General features: G+C 68.8%; 19 protein-coding genes. 2 read left to right on the top strand and 17 right to left on the bottom strand.

Annotated features, from left to right (window positions below; translation table 11 throughout):
• Position 1: 1 nt before the first annotated feature.
• From rpsS to rfbB, 13 genes are all read right to left on the bottom strand, one after another.
• Positions 2 to 283 (bottom strand): 30S ribosomal protein S19, encoded by a 282-nt coding sequence (gene rpsS / locus QWJ13_RS11960; RefSeq protein ID WP_030280772.1) that lies wholly within the window; start codon positions 281 to 283, stop codon positions 2 to 4.
• 11 nt (positions 284 to 294) lie between these two features.
• Complete coding sequence (gene rplB / locus QWJ13_RS11955) at positions 295 to 1,131, bottom strand: 50S ribosomal protein L2 (protein WP_030232466.1); 837 nt, start codon at positions 1,129 to 1,131, stop codon at positions 295 to 297.
• Positions 1,132 to 1,177: 46 nt separating this feature from the next.
• A complete protein-coding gene (gene rplW, locus QWJ13_RS11950; RefSeq protein WP_030280768.1) occupies positions 1,178 to 1,495 on the bottom strand; it encodes a 50S ribosomal protein L23 in 318 nt (105 codons plus the stop codon).
• Positions 1,495 to 2,172 carry a 50S ribosomal protein L4 gene (gene rplD, locus QWJ13_RS11945; protein ID WP_316523503.1) on the bottom strand — a complete coding sequence of 226 codons (678 nt, stop codon included), beginning with the start codon at positions 2,170 to 2,172 and terminating at the stop codon, positions 1,495 to 1,497. Before rplD ends, rplW begins: the two co-directional genes overlap by 1 nt.
• A gap of 5 nt (positions 2,173 to 2,177) precedes the next feature.
• Entirely contained in the window at positions 2,178 to 2,825 is a 648-nt protein-coding gene (gene rplC / locus QWJ13_RS11940; RefSeq protein ID WP_207810335.1) for a 50S ribosomal protein L3, read from the bottom strand.
• 14 nt (positions 2,826 to 2,839) lie between these two features.
• On the bottom strand, positions 2,840 to 3,148 hold the full coding sequence (gene rpsJ, locus QWJ13_RS11935) for a 30S ribosomal protein S10 (RefSeq protein WP_012785157.1): 309 nt from the start codon (positions 3,146 to 3,148) through the stop codon (positions 2,840 to 2,842).
• A gap of 392 nt (positions 3,149 to 3,540) precedes the next feature.
• The gene (locus QWJ13_RS11930; protein ID WP_316523502.1) at positions 3,541 to 5,352 is read right to left on the bottom strand and encodes a hypothetical protein; all 1,812 of its coding nucleotides are present in this window, start codon (positions 5,350 to 5,352) and stop codon (positions 3,541 to 3,543) included.
• A gap of 132 nt (positions 5,353 to 5,484) precedes the next feature.
• Positions 5,485 to 6,387, bottom strand: a complete 903-nt coding sequence (locus tag QWJ13_RS11925) for a glycosyltransferase family 2 protein (RefSeq protein WP_316523501.1) — start codon at positions 6,385 to 6,387, stop codon at positions 5,485 to 5,487.
• A 5-nt stretch (positions 6,388 to 6,392) separates the two neighbouring features.
• Complete coding sequence (locus tag QWJ13_RS11920; RefSeq protein ID WP_316523500.1) at positions 6,393 to 6,791, bottom strand: DUF2304 domain-containing protein; 399 nt, start codon at positions 6,789 to 6,791, stop codon at positions 6,393 to 6,395.
• Complete coding sequence (locus tag QWJ13_RS11915) at positions 6,788 to 7,477, bottom strand: glycosyltransferase family 2 protein (RefSeq protein WP_316523499.1); 690 nt, start codon at positions 7,475 to 7,477, stop codon at positions 6,788 to 6,790. Before QWJ13_RS11915 ends, QWJ13_RS11920 begins: the two co-directional genes overlap by 4 nt.
• A gap of 68 nt (positions 7,478 to 7,545) precedes the next feature.
• Positions 7,546 to 8,856, bottom strand: a complete 1,311-nt coding sequence (locus tag QWJ13_RS11910) for a lipopolysaccharide biosynthesis protein (RefSeq protein WP_316524007.1) — start codon at positions 8,854 to 8,856, stop codon at positions 7,546 to 7,548.
• A gap of 17 nt (positions 8,857 to 8,873) precedes the next feature.
• Complete coding sequence (gene rfbD / locus QWJ13_RS11905) at positions 8,874 to 9,809, bottom strand: dTDP-4-dehydrorhamnose reductase (protein ID WP_316523498.1); 936 nt, start codon at positions 9,807 to 9,809, stop codon at positions 8,874 to 8,876.
• On the bottom strand, positions 9,806 to 10,783 hold the full coding sequence (gene rfbB / locus QWJ13_RS11900) for a dTDP-glucose 4,6-dehydratase (RefSeq protein WP_316523497.1): 978 nt from the start codon (positions 10,781 to 10,783) through the stop codon (positions 9,806 to 9,808). Before rfbB ends, rfbD begins: the two co-directional genes overlap by 4 nt.
• An 80-nt stretch (positions 10,784 to 10,863) precedes the next feature.
• On the opposite strand from rfbB, the gene rfbA reads away from it, so the two are divergent.
• Together rfbA and QWJ13_RS11890 are read left to right on the top strand one after the other, a co-directional pair.
• Positions 10,864 to 11,739, top strand: a complete 876-nt coding sequence (gene rfbA / locus QWJ13_RS11895) for a glucose-1-phosphate thymidylyltransferase RfbA (protein ID WP_316523496.1) — start codon at positions 10,864 to 10,866, stop codon at positions 11,737 to 11,739.
• Positions 11,736 to 12,335: a dTDP-4-dehydrorhamnose 3,5-epimerase family protein gene (locus QWJ13_RS11890; RefSeq protein ID WP_316523495.1), complete on the top strand. Its 600-nt coding sequence runs from the start codon at positions 11,736 to 11,738 to the stop codon at positions 12,333 to 12,335. Before rfbA ends, QWJ13_RS11890 begins: the two co-directional genes overlap by 4 nt.
• A gap of 64 nt (positions 12,336 to 12,399) precedes the next feature.
• Here QWJ13_RS11890 and QWJ13_RS11885 read toward each other — a convergent pair whose 3' ends face one another.
• The 4 genes from QWJ13_RS11885 to fusA all read right to left on the bottom strand — a co-directional run bounded on the left by QWJ13_RS11885 (position 12,400) and on the right by fusA (position 17,496).
• A complete protein-coding gene (locus tag QWJ13_RS11885; protein WP_316523494.1) occupies positions 12,400 to 12,849 on the bottom strand; it encodes a GtrA family protein in 450 nt (149 codons plus the stop codon).
• Entirely contained in the window at positions 12,846 to 13,808 is a 963-nt protein-coding gene (locus QWJ13_RS11880) for a glycosyltransferase family 2 protein (RefSeq protein ID WP_316523493.1), read from the bottom strand. The genes QWJ13_RS11885 and QWJ13_RS11880 overlap by 4 nt, the downstream gene beginning before the upstream one ends.
• Positions 13,809 to 14,000: 192 nt before the next feature.
• The gene (gene tuf, locus QWJ13_RS11875) at positions 14,001 to 15,194 is read right to left on the bottom strand and encodes an elongation factor Tu (protein WP_316523492.1); all 1,194 of its coding nucleotides are present in this window, start codon (positions 15,192 to 15,194) and stop codon (positions 14,001 to 14,003) included.
• A 196-nt stretch (positions 15,195 to 15,390) separates the two neighbouring features.
• Positions 15,391 to 17,496: an elongation factor G gene (gene fusA, locus QWJ13_RS11870; RefSeq protein WP_316523491.1), complete on the bottom strand. Its 2,106-nt coding sequence runs from the start codon at positions 17,494 to 17,496 to the stop codon at positions 15,391 to 15,393.
• Positions 17,497 to 17,517: the final 21 nt, after the last annotated feature.

Raw genomic sequence — 17,517 nt, 5'->3', positions numbered from 1 at the left:
ATTAGCGGCGCTTCGACTTCCGGTCTTCCTTCACGTGGCCACGGAAGGTGCGGGTCGGAGCGAACTCGCCGAGCTTGTGGCCGACCATCGACTCGGTGACGAACACCGGGACGTGCTTACGGCCATCGTGAACCGCGATCGTGTGACCGAGCATGCTCGGGGAGATCACGGAACGACGGGACCAGGTCTTGATGACGTTCTGAGTACCCGCCTCGTTCTGAGCGTCCACCTTCTTGATGAGGTGGCCGTCGATGAAGGGGCCCTTCTTGAGACTGCGCGGCATCTGACCTGCTCCTAGCGCTTCTTGTTGGTCTTGCGGCGGCGCACGATGAGCTTGTCCGACGCCTTGTTCGGGCGACGGGTACGGCCCTCGGGCTTACCCCACGGCGAGACCGGGTGGCGACCACCGGAGGTCTTACCCTCACCACCACCGTGCGGGTGGTCGATCGGGTTCATGGCCACACCACGCACGGTCGGGCGAACGCCCTTCCAGCGCATACGGCCGGCCTTGCCCCAGTTGATGTTCGACTGCTCGGCGTTGCCGACCTCGCCGACGGTGGCGCGGCAGCGCGCGTCGACCAGGCGGATCTCACCGGAGGGCATGCGCAGGTGCGCCATCTTGCCCTCACGCGCCAGCAGCTGGATGCCGGAGCCGGCCGAGCGGGCCAGCTTGGCACCGCCGCCGGGACGCAGCTCCACCGCGTGGATGGTGGTACCGACCGGGATGTTGCGCAGCGGCAGGTTGTTGCCCGGCTTGATGTCGGCGCCAGCGCCGTTCTCGATCCGGTCACCCTGCGCGATGCCGCGCGGCGCGATGATGTAGCGCTTCTCGCCGTCCGCGTAGTGCAGGAGCGCGATGCGCGCGGTGCGGTTCGGGTCGTACTCGATGTGCGCGACCTTGGCCGGCACGCCGTCCTTGTCGTGACGACGGAAGTCGATCACGCGGTAGGCGCGCTTGTGACCGCCACCCTGGTGGCGAGCGGTGACACGACCGGCGTTGTTACGGCCGCCCTTGCTGTGCAGGGGGCGAACCAGCGACTTCTCCGGAGTGGACCGCGTGATTTCTACGAAGTCGGCCACGCTGGAGCCACGACGGCCCGGCGTAGTCGGCTTGTACTTGCGGATGCCCATTTGGCTCTCTCGTCCTCGTCCTAATCGACGATCACGATCCCCTGATTCAGGAGACCGGACCACCGAAGATGTCGATGCGGTTGCCCTCGGCCAGCGTCACGATGGCGCGCTTGGTGTCCTTGCGCTTGCCAAAGCCCGTCTTGGAGCGCTTGCGCTTGCCCTGACGGTTGATCGTGTTGACAGCCTCGACCTTGACCGAGAAGACCGCCTCGACGGCCTGCTTGATCTGAGTCTTGTTGGCGCCCGGCGACACGATGAACGTGTACTTGTTCTCGTCGAGAAGGCTGTAGCTCTTCTCGGAGATGACCGGCTTCACCAGGACGTCACGGGGGTCCGTGAACGTCTTGCTCGTAACGTCGCTCATCAGGCGGCGCTCCCTTCGAGCTCGCCCTCAGCGGCAACGGCCTTGGCGGACGCGGCCGGACCGGCCACGAAACGCTCGAAGGCGGCCTGGGTGAAGACCACATCGTCGGAGACGAGCACGTCGTAGGTGTTCAGCTGACCGGCGTCCAGGATGTGGACGTTCGGCAGGTTGCGAGCGGACTTCAGGCCCAGCTCGTCCGCGCGCTCGACGACCAGAAGGACGTTCTTGCGCTCGGTGATCTTGCCGAACAGGACCTTGGCGGCCTTGGTCGACGGCGCCTCGGTCGCGGTCACGCCGGTGACGACGTGAATGCGGTTGTGGCGGGCCCGGTCGGTGAGCGCACCGCGCAGGGCGGCGGCGATCATCTTCTTCGGGGTCCGCTGCGAGTAGTCGCGCGGCACGGGACCGTGCACGACGCCACCGCCGGCGAACTGCGGCGCGCGGGTCGAGCCCTGACGGGCGCGGCCGGTGCCCTTCTGGCGGTACGGCTTCTTGCCGCCACCGCGGACCTCGCCACGAGTCTTGGTCTTGTGGGTGCCCTGACGGGCCGCAGCGAGCTGCGCCACGACGACCTGGTGCATCAGCGGAACGCTGACCTTCGCGTCGAAGATCTCGGCCGGCAGCTCGATGCTGCCGGTCTTGTCGCCAGCCGGCGACAGGATGTCAATGGTGCTCATATCCTTCACAGCCCCTTCGCCGCGGTGCGGACGAGGACGAGGCCGCCGTTCGGGCCCGGGACGGCGCCCTTGATGAGCAGCAGACCCTTCTCCGCGTCGACCGCGTGCACGGTCAGGTTCTGGGTGGTCACACGCTCGTGGCCCATCCGACCGGCCATGCGCAGGCCCTTGAACACGCGGCCCGGCGTGGCACAGCCACCGATGGAACCGGGCGAGCGGTGCTTGCGCTGGGTGCCGTGACCGGCGCCGAGGCCCTTGAAGTTGTGACGCTTCATGACACCGGCGAAGCCCTTGCCCTTGGAGGTGCCGGTCACGTCGACCTTGACACCCGCCTCGAACAGCTCGGCGGTGATCTCCTGGCCCAGGGTGTACTCGGACGCGTCCGAGGTACGGATCTCGACCAGGTGGCGGCGCGGGGTGACACCGGCCTTGGCGAAGTGGCCCGCGAGGGGCTTGTTCACCTTGCGGGGGTCGATCTCGCCGAAGCCGAGCTGGACGGCGCTGTAGCCGGCCGGGCTGTCGGCGGTGTGGACCTGGGTCACGACATTGGGCCCAGCCTTGACGACGGTCACCGGGACAACCCGGTTGTTCTCGTCCCAGACCTGGGTCATGCCGAGCTTCTCGCCCAGGATGCCCTTAATCTGCTTAGCCATCTTCGGTGCGCCTCTCAGAGCTTGATCTCGATGTCGACGCCCGCCGGCAGGTCGAGACGCATCAGCGAGTCAACCGTCTTCGGCGTGGGGTCGAGGATGTCGATCAGACGCTTGTGAGTACGCATCTCGAAGTGCTCGCGCGAGTCCTTGTACTTGTGCGGCGAGCGGATGACGCAGTACACGTTCTTCTCAGTGGGCAGCGGCACCGGGCCCGCGACCTGCGCACCAGTACGAATCACCGTCTCGACGATCTTCTTCGCCGAGGAGTCGATGACCTCGTGGTCGTAGGCCTTGAGCCGGATGCGGATCTTCTGTCCCGCCATGGCTACTCAGTAGTCCTTTGTCCTTAGTTGCCGCACGACCCCCTCCGGCCCCCGCGCTCGGGCGTGTCGCACTCGCGCTTGCAAAAAACCGGCGAAGAAATTCGTCGGTTTCGAACTTTCGGGGTGGGGGTGGCCGGGTCGAGGCCCCGCACACGCTTCCCGGAAGATTCCCGTACTTTCGCCCCGCAGCTGCCGTGGCGTAGAACTCACGCTTGACGGCCATCACGGGAACGACGAGTACATGGGACTCGCTTCCAGTCCTCCCGGCGGGAGGCGCGCAGCATCGGCAACTCAACCGAGCAACTTGGACATACTGCCACACGGAGCAGCCCGGATGCCAATCGGGGCCGGTGAGACGCTGCTCACCGGCCCCGATCAGGTGGTTCCGCTGGTCAGCCCTTGCGCCAGAGCACCCAGCCGCGGTCCTTGTCGAACTTCGCGACGTGCCAGCCCGGCGCCGGCTTCGGCCAGCTGTCCTCGGGCGCGACGTCCTTGCCGAGGGTCACCAGGAACGTGTTGGCCCGCTCCGGCGGGGTGTTGCCGGCCTTCACGTTGTCGGTCCAGACCCGGCCCCAGTAGACCTCGTAGGTCAGCGACATCCGGGTGTCCCAGTCGAGGTCCCAGTCCATGACCAGGTTGTCGCCCTTGCGCAGCCCGGCCTCCTTGGCCAGGCCGACCGCCTCGTACTTGCGGGCCTTGGCGTGCGGCTCGGACACGTTGTTGGTGATGGTGACCGTCGCGTAGGCGGCGAACATCGTCACGCAGCCCACCACGGCCGCGACCACCCGGCGGCCGCCGGCCACCCGCAGCAGCAGGCAGGCGGCCAGCACCATCACCGCGGCGACGGTCGTCCGGGCCATGTGCAGGCCGTTCCAGGCCGAGGCCAGGAACATCGCGTCCGGCACCGTCCACGAGCTGACCCAGAGCTTGAGCTCGGAGCCCGCGTACGCGCCGACCGAGAGCTGGATGATCCCGATCACCGCCACGCCCGTCCCGGCCAGCCACAGCAGCGAGCGCGTGCCCGCCCGGAACAGCGCGACCAGGCCGACCAGCAGGAACAGCGGCACCAGCACCGCGCAGTACCGGGCGTACACCCAGTTGTCGACCCGGGCGTTGTCCGCCAGGCCCGCCGCCGAGGCCAGCGCGGTGCCGAACAGCATGGCGACCATGACGAAGGCCACCACCCGCTCGGCCACCGTGTACCGCCGCCGGAACACGACCACCACGCACAGCACGAAGGCGACCGCCCCGAGGCCGTACGTCGAGGTCATGAAGTACCAGAGCTGCCCGAAGGTGCGGGCGATGATCGTGCCGCGGTACTGGGGGTCCTCCAGGTTCTCGAAGACCTTGTTGCCGACGGTGCTCGGCGGCACGTCCTTGAACCGGCCCTCGACGAAGCCGGCCAGCAGCTTCGCCCCCAGGTAGGACACCCCGAGCCCGCCGATCCCGGCCAGCGAGGCGAGTCGCGGCGCCCAGCCGAAGGCCAGCACCACGACCAGGACCAGCGCGGTCAGCGCCACCACCACGCCGCCGCGGTCGTGGGTGGCCATCGAGTAGCCGGCCACCAGGCCCATCGCCACCGCGTACAGCGTCCGGCGGCGCGCCGAACCGGGCGAGAGCCAGCCGTGCATGGTGATCGCCCAGGCCAGCAGGAGCACCGGGAGCACCGTGTCCGACATGACGAACTGGGAGTAGAAGACCACCGGCGGCACCAGCGCCACGGCGGTGCCCACCAGGTAGGCGTCCCGCCGGCGCAGCCCCAGCCGCCGTGCCGCCACCACGACCAGCGGGAACACCAGCGCGTTGAGCACCGCGTTGATGCCCATGATCAGGTGGTACGCGGTGGCCGGGTTGTCGGCGATCCGCAGGGCCGGCGAGATCAGCAGCGGGTACCCGCCGGGGATCACCACCCCGACCGGCATCTCGGTGGTCGGCCGGCCGGCCAGCACCCGCGCGATCACCAGGTACGAGTCCTCGTCGGCGTGCACCGACGGGAAGTAGTTGTGGATCGACAGCGCCAGGCGGAACACCACCTGTCCGCCGTAGCCGAGCAGCAGGGCCACCGGCCAGAACCAGCGGTGGGCGGCCAGCGCCCGGAGCCGGGCCGGGACGGCCGGAGCCGGGGCGTCGGACGCGGTCCGGCCGCCGTCCTCACCCCGGCTCTGCCCGTCGGACGTGTGGGCAGGGTCGATCAGCGGCTGCACCCGGACACTTCCCTACTTCTATGAGTTGACGACCTCGTCATGTACGACAACGACCGGCCCCCAGGCGGCAGTTCACCATCGGGTGGCCGTGCCTCGGAGCCGGTCGCGGGGAGAACCCCGGGGCGCGAGGCCCTAATGCCGCTGCCCGCCGGTCAGCGCGTGGAGGACCAGGGTCTTGGCGCCGGCCGTCTGGCCGCGCTTCAGCGCGCCCGGCAGCATCGTCAGCGCGTGCAGGCGGGAGGCGCTGCGGAACCGGGCCGCACGGGCGGCCTTCTTCCAGCCGCGGGCTTCCATCCGCTCGGCCACCGCGTTGAAGTACCGCTCCGCCTCGGTGAACCGGGTGCCGGAGAAGGCCTGCACCGAGGACTCGCTGACGGCGTGCCGGCGGTACTGGAAGACGACGGTGGTGTTGTCCACCATCATCTGCTCGCCGCGCTCCAGCAGGTCGACGACCAGGGCCAGGTCCTGGATCACCGAGTACTCGTCGCGGAAGTTGACCGCGCGCAGCGCCTCGCCCCGCCAGCAGATCGACGGGAAGTAGAGCCAGTTGCCGCGCAGCACGCTGGCGGCCAGCTCCTCGCCGCCCATCAGCCGCCGGCCGCGGACGGTCGGCGCGTAGAGCTTCTCCTTGACGTTGTCGGCCAGGCCGGAAGTGACCCTGCCGCCGCCGTCGATGACCTCGACGCCCGGCTGCACCATGCCCAGGTCCGGGTTGACCTTGAGGATCTCCCGGACGGTCTTCAGGTAGTGCGGGTGCAGCAGGTCGTCGCAGCCCATGATGACCACGTGGTCGGCCGTGGACAGCTCCACGCACTTCTGGAAGTTCTTGGTGATGCCGAGGTTCTGCTCGTTGCGCAGGTAGGTCACCCGGTCGTCGCCGAGCTCGGCGAACCAGCCGGGGACGTCGGGCTCCTGGCCGTCGTCGATGACGGTCAGCCGGAAGTCCGGGTCGCTCTGGCCGAGGATGCTCCGCACGGCGGCCTGCATCAGCGACACATCGCCGTAGTACGGCAGCATGAACTCGAAGGTCGCCATGGGACTCAGGCCTTGCTCCGGTCGACCGGCGCGGAGATCGGCAGGTCCAGGTCGAAGCGCTCCTCGTTCAGCCGGGCGCCCTCGTTGATGGCCACGGTGCGCGCCAGGTCCGTGAGCTTCTTCTCCAGCGAACGGAAGCGCAGGAAGGTGTTCAGGGTCAGGAAGCCCATCGCCAGCACCATCACGTACAGGACCAGGTCGGTGCCGCGGCCGACGCCGAGCTGGTGGGCCAGCCAGGTCACGTCGGTGGGGCGCAGCACCGCGTAGATGTTCACGATCACGAAGACCGAGAACGCGATCCGCTTCCAGGCGCGGGTGTTGGCACGGTCCCAACGCCGGATGAACATGAAGGCGAGAGTGACCGAGCCGAGAATGAGAACCAGCTGGATCCAGAAGAATTTCATCGGCGGCTACGCTCCCGCAGCGAGATGTCGAAGATGATGTTGACGCCGTTGATCAGGGACTGACCCTTGGCGCGTGAGTAGTCGGTGTACAGGATGTCCACCGGAAGCTCGGCGACCCGCAGGTCCGAGCCGGCCAGGAAGCTGACGATCTCCGAGGCGTGTGCCATGCCGTTCATCGTGATCCGCAGCCGGCCGGCGGCCTCGCGGTTCAGCACGCGCAGGCCGTTGTGGGCGTCGGTGAGCTTGAGCTTGCGCGCGGTCGGGCTGACGGTCGCCGCGGTGCGCAGGACCACCCGCTTGATCCACGGCACCTGGCCGTTCTGCTCGATGAAGCGCGAGCCGAGGACGACGTCCGTCTCGCCCTCCCGCAGCAGGGCGACCATCTTCTCGACGTCCGCGGTCTGGTGCTGGCCGTCCGCGTCGAAGGTGGCGAAGTACTTGGCGCCCGGCTGGGCGAGGGCGTAGGCGAGGCCGGTCTGGAGGGCCGCGCCCTGGCCGAGGTTGACCGGGTGGCGCACCAGGTGCGCGCCGGTCGTCATGATGTGCTTGGCCGAGTCGTCGCCGCTCCCGTCATCGACCACCACGATGTTCGGGAACGTCTTTCGCGCCCCCTCCACAACGTCGGCGATCACCTGGCCTTCGTTGTAGGCCGGGATCACCAGCCAAACATCGTCGTACTGGGACACGGAGGCTCCATGAATGGGGTCTGGCCCGCGCTGCTGCGCGGCGATCTGAAGATGAGGGGCGGACACGGTCAGTCACCGGCCGTCCGGCTGCTCAACACCGCGGTGTCCCCCGGCTGCTGGACGGAACCGGCGTAAGTCGTCGCCGAACGAGCGAAACTCTGCCTCAGAACCGCCAGCATACCGAGGACGGTGGCCACCGAACCGGCCGTGTACGCAAGGATCACGCGGGTGGCCACCTCCCCGGGCAGGAAGGTCACCCCCGCGAGGACCGCGGTGCCGACCGCCCAGCAGAGCAGCTGAAGGTTGTGCCGCTTGAATACCATCAGCGCCTGCCCGAGCACCATCGCGAACATGTACGCGACGGTTCCGGCGGACAACCAGAAGAAGTCGAGGCAGCCCAGCACCGGCTTGGCGCCGAACAGCACCTGGATCAGCCACGGGCCGAGGGCGACCGCCGGGATGCCGCCGAGCAGGCCGAGCGCGCCCACCACGACGCCGATCTTCTTGAGCATCCCGGTGAAGGCGGCCCGGTCCCCCGTCGCGATCGCGGTGGAGAGGCCGCTCAGCAGCGAGGCCTGGAGCGAGCCGAAGACGAACAGCGGCACCCGGGCCAGCACCAGCGCGTTGAGCAGCGCGGCGATCAGCGCGGAGTCGGTCGGCGAGAGCAGCTTGGTGCTCATCACCGCGGCGTTCACCACGACCTGCGAGAGCAGCGTGGAGCAGATCAACAGGCCCAGCCCGGAACAGAGTTCGGACCAGGAGACCTGCTCGCCGGGCTTGGCCGCGCGCAGCAGCGGGGGCAGCGTGGCGATCGTGGCGAGGATCGGCGCGATCGCCAGGATCAGGCTGAACGCGAGCGCGGAGTGCGCCCCGGCCACGCCGAAGGCGAAGGCCAGGCCGATCCGCAGGCCGCCGTCCAGGCCGAGCTGGAGGCCGTACGGGCCGAAGCGGCCGAGGCCGGCCAGCACGCCGCGGGTGAGGTAGCAGACGGCCATGCCGGTGAAGGCACCGCCGAGCGCCAGCACCAGCGAGCGGTCGCCGTGGAACATCACCCGGGCGATCGGGCCGGAGGCGGCGCCGAGGGCGACCAGGGTCGCCGCGAGGATCCCGCCGGTGAGCAGGGTCGCCCGGCGCAGCACCGGGGCGGCACCGTGGCCGAGCGCCGCGCGCGCGGCGACGATCCGGGTGAGCTCCTGCTCGATCGGGAAGAAGACGCCGATGCCGACGGACATCACGATCGTCCACAGCAGCGAGACGTTCGCCATGTCGTCGACCGACAGGCTGTGGCCCGCCACTCCCAGGTGGATGTAGTTGGCGGCGCCCAATACGACGGTGCCGCCGGCCACCGCCAGGGTTCCTGGCGGTAGCGCGGCAGCCACCTTCGTCAAGGGGTTCTTCACTGAGGTCTGTCGCTCTCGGTGGTCCGGGCCGTGGCGGCCAGTTCGGCGAAGACGGGGCGGGTCAGGGCCTCGGCCAGCATCGCCCGCCACTCCGGGAGCGGCGCCAGCCCGGCGGCGGCCCAGCGGTCGTGGGCCAGCACGCTGAAGGCCGGGCGGGCGGCCGGGCGGACGAAGGCCTCCGAGGTGGTCGGACGGATCCGCTCCGGGTCCAGCCCGCTCAGCGCGTAGGTCTCGCGGGCCAGTCCGCACCAGGTGGTCCGGCCGCTCGCGGTGCCGTGGTAGACCCCGGCGGGGGCCTGCCCGGCGAGCGCGGCCAGGCCCAGCTCGACCAGGCGGCCGGCCAGCGCGTACGACCAGGTCGGCTGGCCGTGCTGGTCGTCCACCACGTCCAGGGTGTCCCGCTGGGCGGCGAGCTTGAGCATGGTGGCCACGAAGTTCGGGCCGTGCTCGCCGTACAGCCAGGCGGTGCGCACGACGTAGCCGTGCTCGGGGAGCAGTTCGGCGACCGCCCGCTCCCCCACCAGCTTGCTGCGGCCGTACGCGTTCACCGGCGCGGTCGGGGCGTCCTCCGGGCAGGGCTCGGTGGCGTCGCCCGGCAGCACGTAGTCGGTGGAGACGTGCAGCAGCCGCGCGCCGGTCTTGGCGCAGGCCGCGGCCAGGAGGCGCACGCCGGTGCCGTTGACGGCGGTGGCGGCGTCCTCCTCGGTCTCCGCGCCGTCGACGTTCGTCCACGCGGCGCAGTTGACCACGATGTCGTGGCCCTCGACGGCGGCCTGCACGGCCGCGGCGTCGGTGATGTCGAGGTCCGCCCGGCGCAGCGCGGTGATCTCGGCGGACGGGTCGGCGCCGAGCACCGACAGCAGGTCCTGCCCGAGCATCCCGGCCGCGCCGGTGACCAGCCAGCGCACCCGGCCGGCGGCGTTCGCGGTCACTTGGCCAGGGCCGCCTTCTGCTTCAGCGGCTCCCACCAGGCGCGGTTCTCGCGGTACCAGGCGATGGTGGCGGCGAGGCCGTCCTCGAAGCGGACCTGCGGCTCGTAGCCGAGCTCCTCGCGGATCTTGCTGATGTCGATCGAGTAGCGCAGGTCGTGGCCCTTGCGGTCCTCGACGTGCTCGACCATGTCCCAGCCGGCGCCGGCGGCCTCCAGCAGCAGGCCGGTCAGCTCCTTGTTGGTCGCCTCGGTGCCGCCGCCGATGTTGTAGACCTCACCCGCGCGGCCGCCGCGCATGACCAGCTCGATGCCCCGGCAGTGGTCCGAGACGTGCAGCCAGTCGCGGACGTTGCCACCGTCGCCGTACAGCGGCACCTTCTTGCCGTCGATCAGGTTGGTGGTGAACAGCGGGATGACCTTCTCCGGGAACTGGTAGTGCCCGTAGTTGTTGGAGCAGCGGGTCACCACCACGTCCATGCCGTGGGTGCGGTGGTAGGCCAGCGCCAGCAGGTCCGAGGAGGCCTTGGAGGCCGAGTACGGGGAGTTCGGCTCCAGCGGCCAGGTCTCGGTCCAGGAGCCCTCGCTGATCGAGCCGTACACCTCGTCGGTGGAGATGTGCACGAAGCGGCCGACGCCGTGCTTGCGGGCCGCGTCGAGCAGCACCTGGGTGCCGACGACGTTGGTCAGCACGAACGGGCCCGCGCCGGCGATCGAGCGGTCCACGTGGGACTCGGCGGCGAAGTGCACCACCACGTCGTGGCCAGGCATGACCTGGTCGACGGCGTCCACGTCGCAGATGTCGCCCTGGACGAAGGTGTAGCCCTGGTGGCCGGCCACCGGGGCCAGGTTCTCCAGGACACCCGAGTAGGTGAGCTTGTCGAAGACGGTGATCCGGGCATTCTCGTCAGCCCCGAGGAGCTGACGGACGAACTCCGAACCGATGAATCCGGCGCCGCCGGTCACGAGGATGCGCATAATGCGCGTAGTCTACCGCCGCTCGAATGCCCTCCCGCCCCGGCCCCTACCGCGTTCGAGATCTCGAATAGGGTGCTTCCATGCGTGGAATCCTCCTGGCCGGCGGCACCGGCTCGCGGCTGTGGCCGCTGACCCGTGCGGTGTCGAAGCAGCTCCTCCCGGTCTTCGACAAGCCGATGATCTACTACCCTCTCTCGACCCTCGTGATGGCCGGGATAAGCGAAATCCTGATCATCACCACTCCGAACGACCGGGACCAGTTCGAGCGGCTGCTGGGCGACGGCTCGCAGTTCGGCCTCAAGCTGCAGTACGCCGTCCAGGAGAAGCCGGAGGGCATCGCCCAGGCCTTCGTGCTCGGCGCGGACTTCATCGGGGACGAGCCGGTGGCCCTGATCCTCGGCGACAACATCTTCCATGGCAGCGGCCTCGGCACCCGGCTCACCGAGCACGCCGACATCAAGGGCGGCCGGGTCTTCGCCTACCCGGTGGCCGACCCGACCGCGTACGGCGTGGTGGAGTTCGACGAGACCGGCCAGGTCATCTCCATCGAGGAGAAGCCGACCGAGCCCAAGTCCCGGTACGCCGTCCCCGGCCTGTACTTCTACGACAACCGGGTCGTCGAGATCGCCCGCACCCTGAAGCCGAGCGCCCGCGGCGAGCTGGAGATCACCGCCGTCAACGACGCGTACCTGCGCACCGGCGACCTGCACGTGACGATCCTCGACCGCGGCACCGCCTGGCTGGACACCGGCACGTTCGTGTCGATGGTCCAGGCCTCGGAGTTCGTCCGGGTCATCGAGGAGCGCCAGGGCTTCAAGATCGGCTGCATCGAGGAGGCCGTCTGGCGGGCCGGGCTGATCGACGACGCCCAGCTGCGCGAGCTCGCCGAGCCGCTGCTGAAGAGCGGGTACGGCCAGTACCTGCTGGGACTGCTCGAAGAGGCGGCCGCCAAGTGAAGTTCCGCGAGCTCTCCATCGAGGGCGCCTTCGAGATCACCCCGCAGGTCCACGGCGACTCCCGCGGCCACTTCACCGAGTGGTACCGCTTCGACCTCCTCGCCGAGGTCGTCGGCCACCCGCTGGACCTGGCCCAGGCCAACCTGTCGCTCTCGGCCAAGGACGTCGTGCGCGGCATCCACTTCGCCGACGTCCCGCCCGGCCAGGCCAAGTACGTGGCCTGCACCCGCGGCGCGGTGCTGGACGTCATCGTCGACCTGCGGGTCGGCTCGCCGACCTTCGGCTCGTGGGAGTTCGTCCGGCTGGACGACACCGAGCGCAAGGCCGTCTACATCCCCGAGGGCCTCGGCCACGGCTTCTGCGCCCTCACCGACGACGCCACGCTGACGTACCTCTGCTCGGCGACGTACAACCCGACCGGCGAGCACGGCGTGCACCCGCTGGACCCGGAGCTCGGCATCGAGTGGCCGACCGACGCCCCCCAGCTCTCGGCCCGCGACGCGGTGGCGCCCTCCCTCGCGGAGGCCCTCGCCGGCGGCCTGCTGCCGGACTACCAGGCCTGCAAGGCCTACACGGAGTCCCTGAAGCAGCAGTAGTGGGAATGACGACGGAGGGGACGCGTGCCGCGGCGCGCGTCCCCTCCGTCGTTCCCCCGGTCGCTCAGCGCTTCCGGAAGACCCACAGCTTGAGCAGCACGAACCGGGCCACCGTGGCGAGGCCGTTGGCCACCACCAGCCCGGTCACCTCGACCACCCGGGAGGCGTCCGGCACGGCGACGTCCAGCAGCGCCAGGGCGCCGCTGCTCAGACCCAGCCCGATCAGGAACGCCACGGCGCCCTGGAGCTGGTGGCGCACCGCGCCGTCCGAGCCGGTGATGCCGAAGGTGAAGCGCCGGTTGGCCGCGGTGTTGGCCACCGCGCTGACCGCCAGGGCCACCAGGTTGGCCACCTGCGGCGAGGTCGCCGCCCGCAGCAGGACGAACAGCGCCAGGTAGAAGAGGGTGCTCAGCACCCCGATGACCAGGAAGGACGGCAGCTGCCGGCGGACCGGCCGGGGCGCCTCGGCGGGCTCGTCGCGTTCGTCCCGGCCGGCGGAGAGGATCTCGTTCACGCGCCCGTACCGTACCGGTCCGGTTCCTCGGCCGAGTCGTAGCCCACGAAGTACGCGGGCCGCGCCTGGACGGCCGAGTAGATCCGGCCGACGTACTCGCCGAGCAGGCCGACGCAGACCAGCTGCACGGCGCCGATGAAGAGCATCCCTATGAACAGCGAGGACCAGCCGGGCACGGTGGAGCCCAGCGCGTACGCGACCGTGGTGTAGAGCGCCAGCAGGATGCAGATCAGGAAGCTGAACAGCCCGAGCCAGGTGGCCAGCCGCAGCGGGGCGGCGGAGAAGTTGGTGACGCTGTCCAGCGCGAGCCGGACCATCTTGGACAGCGGGTAGTGGGTGCTGCCCGCGACCCGCTCCTCGCGCACGTAGACCACCTCGCCGCTGGGGAAGCCCAGCCAGGGCACCAGCAGCCGGTAGACCGGCTGGTGCTCGGGCATCGCCTTGAGGGCGTCCACCGCGGCCCGGCTGAGCAGCCGGAAGTCGCCGGCCTGGTTGGGCATCCGCTTGCCGACCAGCCTGCGCATCAGCCAGTAGTACGCGCCGGCGGTGTGCCGCTTGAAGAAGGTGTCGGTGCCGCGGTCGCCGCGCACCCCGTAGACGATGTCCAGGCCCTGCTCGCGGGCGAGCTCCAGCATCTCGGGGATCTTCTCCGGCGGGTCCTGGAGGTCCGCGTCGATGGAGACGACGTAGTCGCCGAAGGCCCGGTGGATGCCGGCGGTGAGGGCGGCCTGGTGCCCGGAGTTGCGGGCGAAGCGGACGATGCGGAACTCCGGCCAGTCCTGGCGGATCTTGCGCATCAGCACCGGGGTGACGTCGGTGCTGCCGTCGTCGACGCCGACCACCTCGTAGGCGACCCCGAGCCCGTCGAGGATCGGCCGCAGCCGCTCGACGGTCAGCGGGAGCGCCTCCTGCTCGTTGTAGATCGGCATCACGACCGACAACAGCGGTGCCGTTGACATGCGTTGGGTCCCACTTTCCGCGACGGCGGGGCTGGCTGGTGGCCCGACCATAACAGTCGGCGATGAGCGGCCGGTGGAAGGAGCCGGGCGCCGGCTGAACGCCCGCTGAGACGCCGAAGGGCCCCGCGCACCGAGCGGTGAGCGGGGCCCTTCGGACTCAGCCTGTACGAGGCAGGCAGGTCAGATCGTCAATTACTTGATGATCTTGGTGACCTGGCCGGCGCCGACGGTGCGGCCACCCTCACGGATGGCGAACTTCAGGCCCTCCTCCATGGCGATCGGCTGGATCAGCGCGACGGTCATGGCGGTGTTGTCGCCCGGCATGACCATCTCGGTGCCCTCGGGGAGGGTCACGACGCCGGTCACGTCCGTGGTGCGGAAGTAGAACTGCGGGCGGTAGTTGTTGAAGAACGGGGTGTGACGGCCACCCTCGTCCTTCGACAGGATGTAGGACTGGGCCTCGAAGTCGGTGTGCGGGGTAACCGAACCCGGCTTGATGATGACCTGGCCGCGCTCGACGTCCTCGCGCTTGATGCCGCGGAGCAGCAGACCGACGTTCTCACCGGCCTGGCCCTCGTCGAGCAGCTTGCGGAACATCTCGATGCCGGTGACCGTGGTGGTGGTCTTCTCGTTCTTGATGCCGATGATGTCAACGGTCTCGTTGACCTTCAGGATGCCGCGCTCGATGCGACCGGTGACGACGGTGCCACGACCGGTGATCGTGAAGACGTCCTCGATCGGCATCAGGAACGGCTGGTCCACGGCGCGAGCCGGGGTGGGGATGTTCTCGTCGACGGCCTTCATCAGGCCGAGGAGCTTCTGGCCCCACTCGGCGTCGCCCTCAAGGGCCTTCAGCGCGGAGACGCGGACGACCGGCAGGTCGTCGCCCGGGAACTCGTACTCGGAGAGCAGCTCACGGACCTCAAGCTCGACGAGCTCCAGGATCTCCTCGTCGTCCACCATGTCGGCCTTGTTCAGGGCGACGACGATGTACGGAACGCCGACCTGGCGGGCCAGGAGGACGTGCTCCTTGGTCTGCGGCATCGGGCCGTCGGTGGCGGCGACCACCAGGATGGCGCCGTCCATCTGGGCGGCACCGGTGATCATGTTCTTGATGTAGTCAGCGTGACCCGGGCAGTCGACGTGCGCGTAGTGCCGGTCCTCGGTCTGGTACTCGACGTGCGCGATCGAGATGGTGATACCGCGCTGACGCTCCTCCGGGGCCTTGTCGATCTGGTCGAACGGCGTGAAGGGGTTCAGGTCCGGGTACGCGTCGTGCAGCACCTTGGTGATGGCCGCAGTCAGCGTGGTCTTGCCGTGGTCAATGTGACCGATGGTGCCGATGTTGACGTGGGGCTTCGTCCGCTCGAACTTCGCCTTCGCCACTGAGTCCTCCTGAGGACAGTTCCTGTACGCCGTGCTGACGTCAGTTGGTCTTGATCGGGCTGGGTCCGTGGTGCCGGAAGCACCTCGTACCGTCCCGCGGGGTAGGGGGCCGGAGGCCCCGGGAGAATCCGTCCGGATTCTCCCGGGTCGCCTCCTAATAGCCTAAGGGGTCGCAATCATCCCGAATATCGGGATGTCACTCGCCCTTGGACTTGGCGATGATCTCCTCAGCCACGGCCTTGGGGACCTCGGCGTACGAGTCGAACTGCATCGAGTAGCTGGCGCGACCAGAGGTCTTGCTGCGCAGGTCACCGACGTAGCCGAACATCTCGGAGAGGGGCACCAGCGCCGTGACGACGCGGGCACCGTGACGCTCGTCCATGGACCGGATCTGGCCACGGCGAGAGTTGATGTCACCGATCACGTCGCCCATGTAGTCCTCGGGCGTGGTGACCTCGACGGCCATCATCGGCTCAAGGAGGACCGGCTTGGCCTTCCTCGCGCCTTCCTTGAAGGCCATCGAACCGGCGATCTTGAACGCGAGCTCGGAGGAGTCGACGTCGTGCGACTGGCCATCGAGCAGGCTCACGCGGACACCCTGGAGCGGGTAGCCGGCGAGGACACCGAACTCCATGGCCTCCTGGCAACCGGCGTCGACCGACGGGATGTACTCGCGCGGGACGCGGCCACCGGTGACCTTGTTGACGAACTCGTAGCCCTCGGCCTGCTCAAGCGGCTCGATCGCGATCTGCACCTTGGCGAACTGACCGGAACCACCGGTCTGCTTCTTGTGGGTGTAGTCGATGCGCTCGACGGCCTGACGGATCGTCTCGCGGTACGCGACCTGCGGCTTGCCGACGTTGGCCTCGACCTTGAACTCACGGCGCATACGGTCGACCAGCACCTCAAGGTGCAGCTCGCCCATACCCGCGATGATGGTCTGGCCGGTCTCCTCGTCCGTGTTGACCTGGAAGGACGGGTCCTCCTCGGCGAGACGCTGGATGGCAACACCCAGCTTCTCCTGGTCACCCTTGGACTTGGGCTCGATGGCGACGCGGATGACCGGGGCCGGGAAGTCCATGGACTCCAGGATGACCGGGTTCTTCTCGTCGGCCAGCGTCTCACCGGTGGTGGTCTGCTTCAGGCCCATGACGGCGACGATGTCGCCGGCGCCCACCGACTCGATCTCCTCACGCTTGTTCGCGTGCATGCGGTAGATCTTGCCGATGCGCTCCTTCTTGCCCTTCACGGCGTTCAGCACCGAGGTGCCGGACTCCAGGCGACCGGAGTAGATCCGGACGAAGGTGAGCTTGCCCAGGTGCGGGTCGGACATGATCTTGAACGCGAGGGCGGCGAGGGGCTCCTCGTCCGACGCCTTGCGCGAGATCTTGGTGTCCGGGTCGTTGGGCTTGGTGCCCTCGATGGACTCGATGTCCAGCGGCGACGGCAGGTACTTGACGACCGCGTCGAGCAGGGGCTGAACGCCCTTGTTCTTGAAGGCGGTACCACAGAAGATCGGGGTGAAGTCCGAGTTCAGGGTGCCCTTGCGGATCGCCGTCTGGAGCAGCTCGACCGGGATGTCATCGCCCTCAAGGGCGAGCTCCATGATCTCGTCGCTCACGTTGGAGACGGTGTCGATCAGCGCCTCGCGGTACTCGTTCGCCTGGTCCACCAGGTCGGCCGGGATGTCGACGACGTCGTACATCTCGCCCTTGGCGGCCTCGGCGGACCAGACCAGAGCCTTCATGCGGACCAGGTCGACAACGCCCTGGAAGTCCGACTCGGCGCCGATCGGCAGCTGCATCACCAGCGGGGTGGCGCCGAGGCGCTCCACGATGGTGTCGACGCAGAAGAAGAAGTTGGCGCCCGTGCGGTCCAGCTTGTTGATGAAGCAGATACGCGGAACGCCGTAGCGGTCAGCCTGCCGCCACACGGTCTCGGACTGGGGCTCGACACCGGCGACACCGTCGAACACCGTCACGGCACCGTCGAGGACGCGCAGCGAACGCTCCACCTCGACGGTGAAGTCGACGTGACCCGGGGTGTCGATGATGTTGATGGTGTTGTCGACGTCGTCGACCGTCCAGTGACAGGTCGTCGCGGCCGACGTGATCGTGATGCCGCGCTCCTGCTCCTGCTCCATCCAGTCCATGGTGGCAGCGCCATCGTGGACCTCACCGATCTTGTACGAGACACCGGTGTAGAACAGGATCCGCTCGGTGGTGGTGGTCTTGCCCGCGTCGATGTGCGCCATGATCCCGATGTTGCGGACCCTGGCGAGGTCAAGGGAGGTTGCAGCCATGGTGGCTCGTTCTCTCTCTGT

It is taken from the genome of Kitasatospora brasiliensis (assembly GCF_032654805.1).
Taxonomy (GTDB): domain Bacteria; phylum Actinomycetota; class Actinomycetes; order Streptomycetales; family Streptomycetaceae; genus Kitasatospora; species Kitasatospora brasiliensis.
The sequence above is the reverse complement of the archived record's forward strand: the minus strand, read 5'-3'. Positions and strand labels throughout refer to the sequence as shown.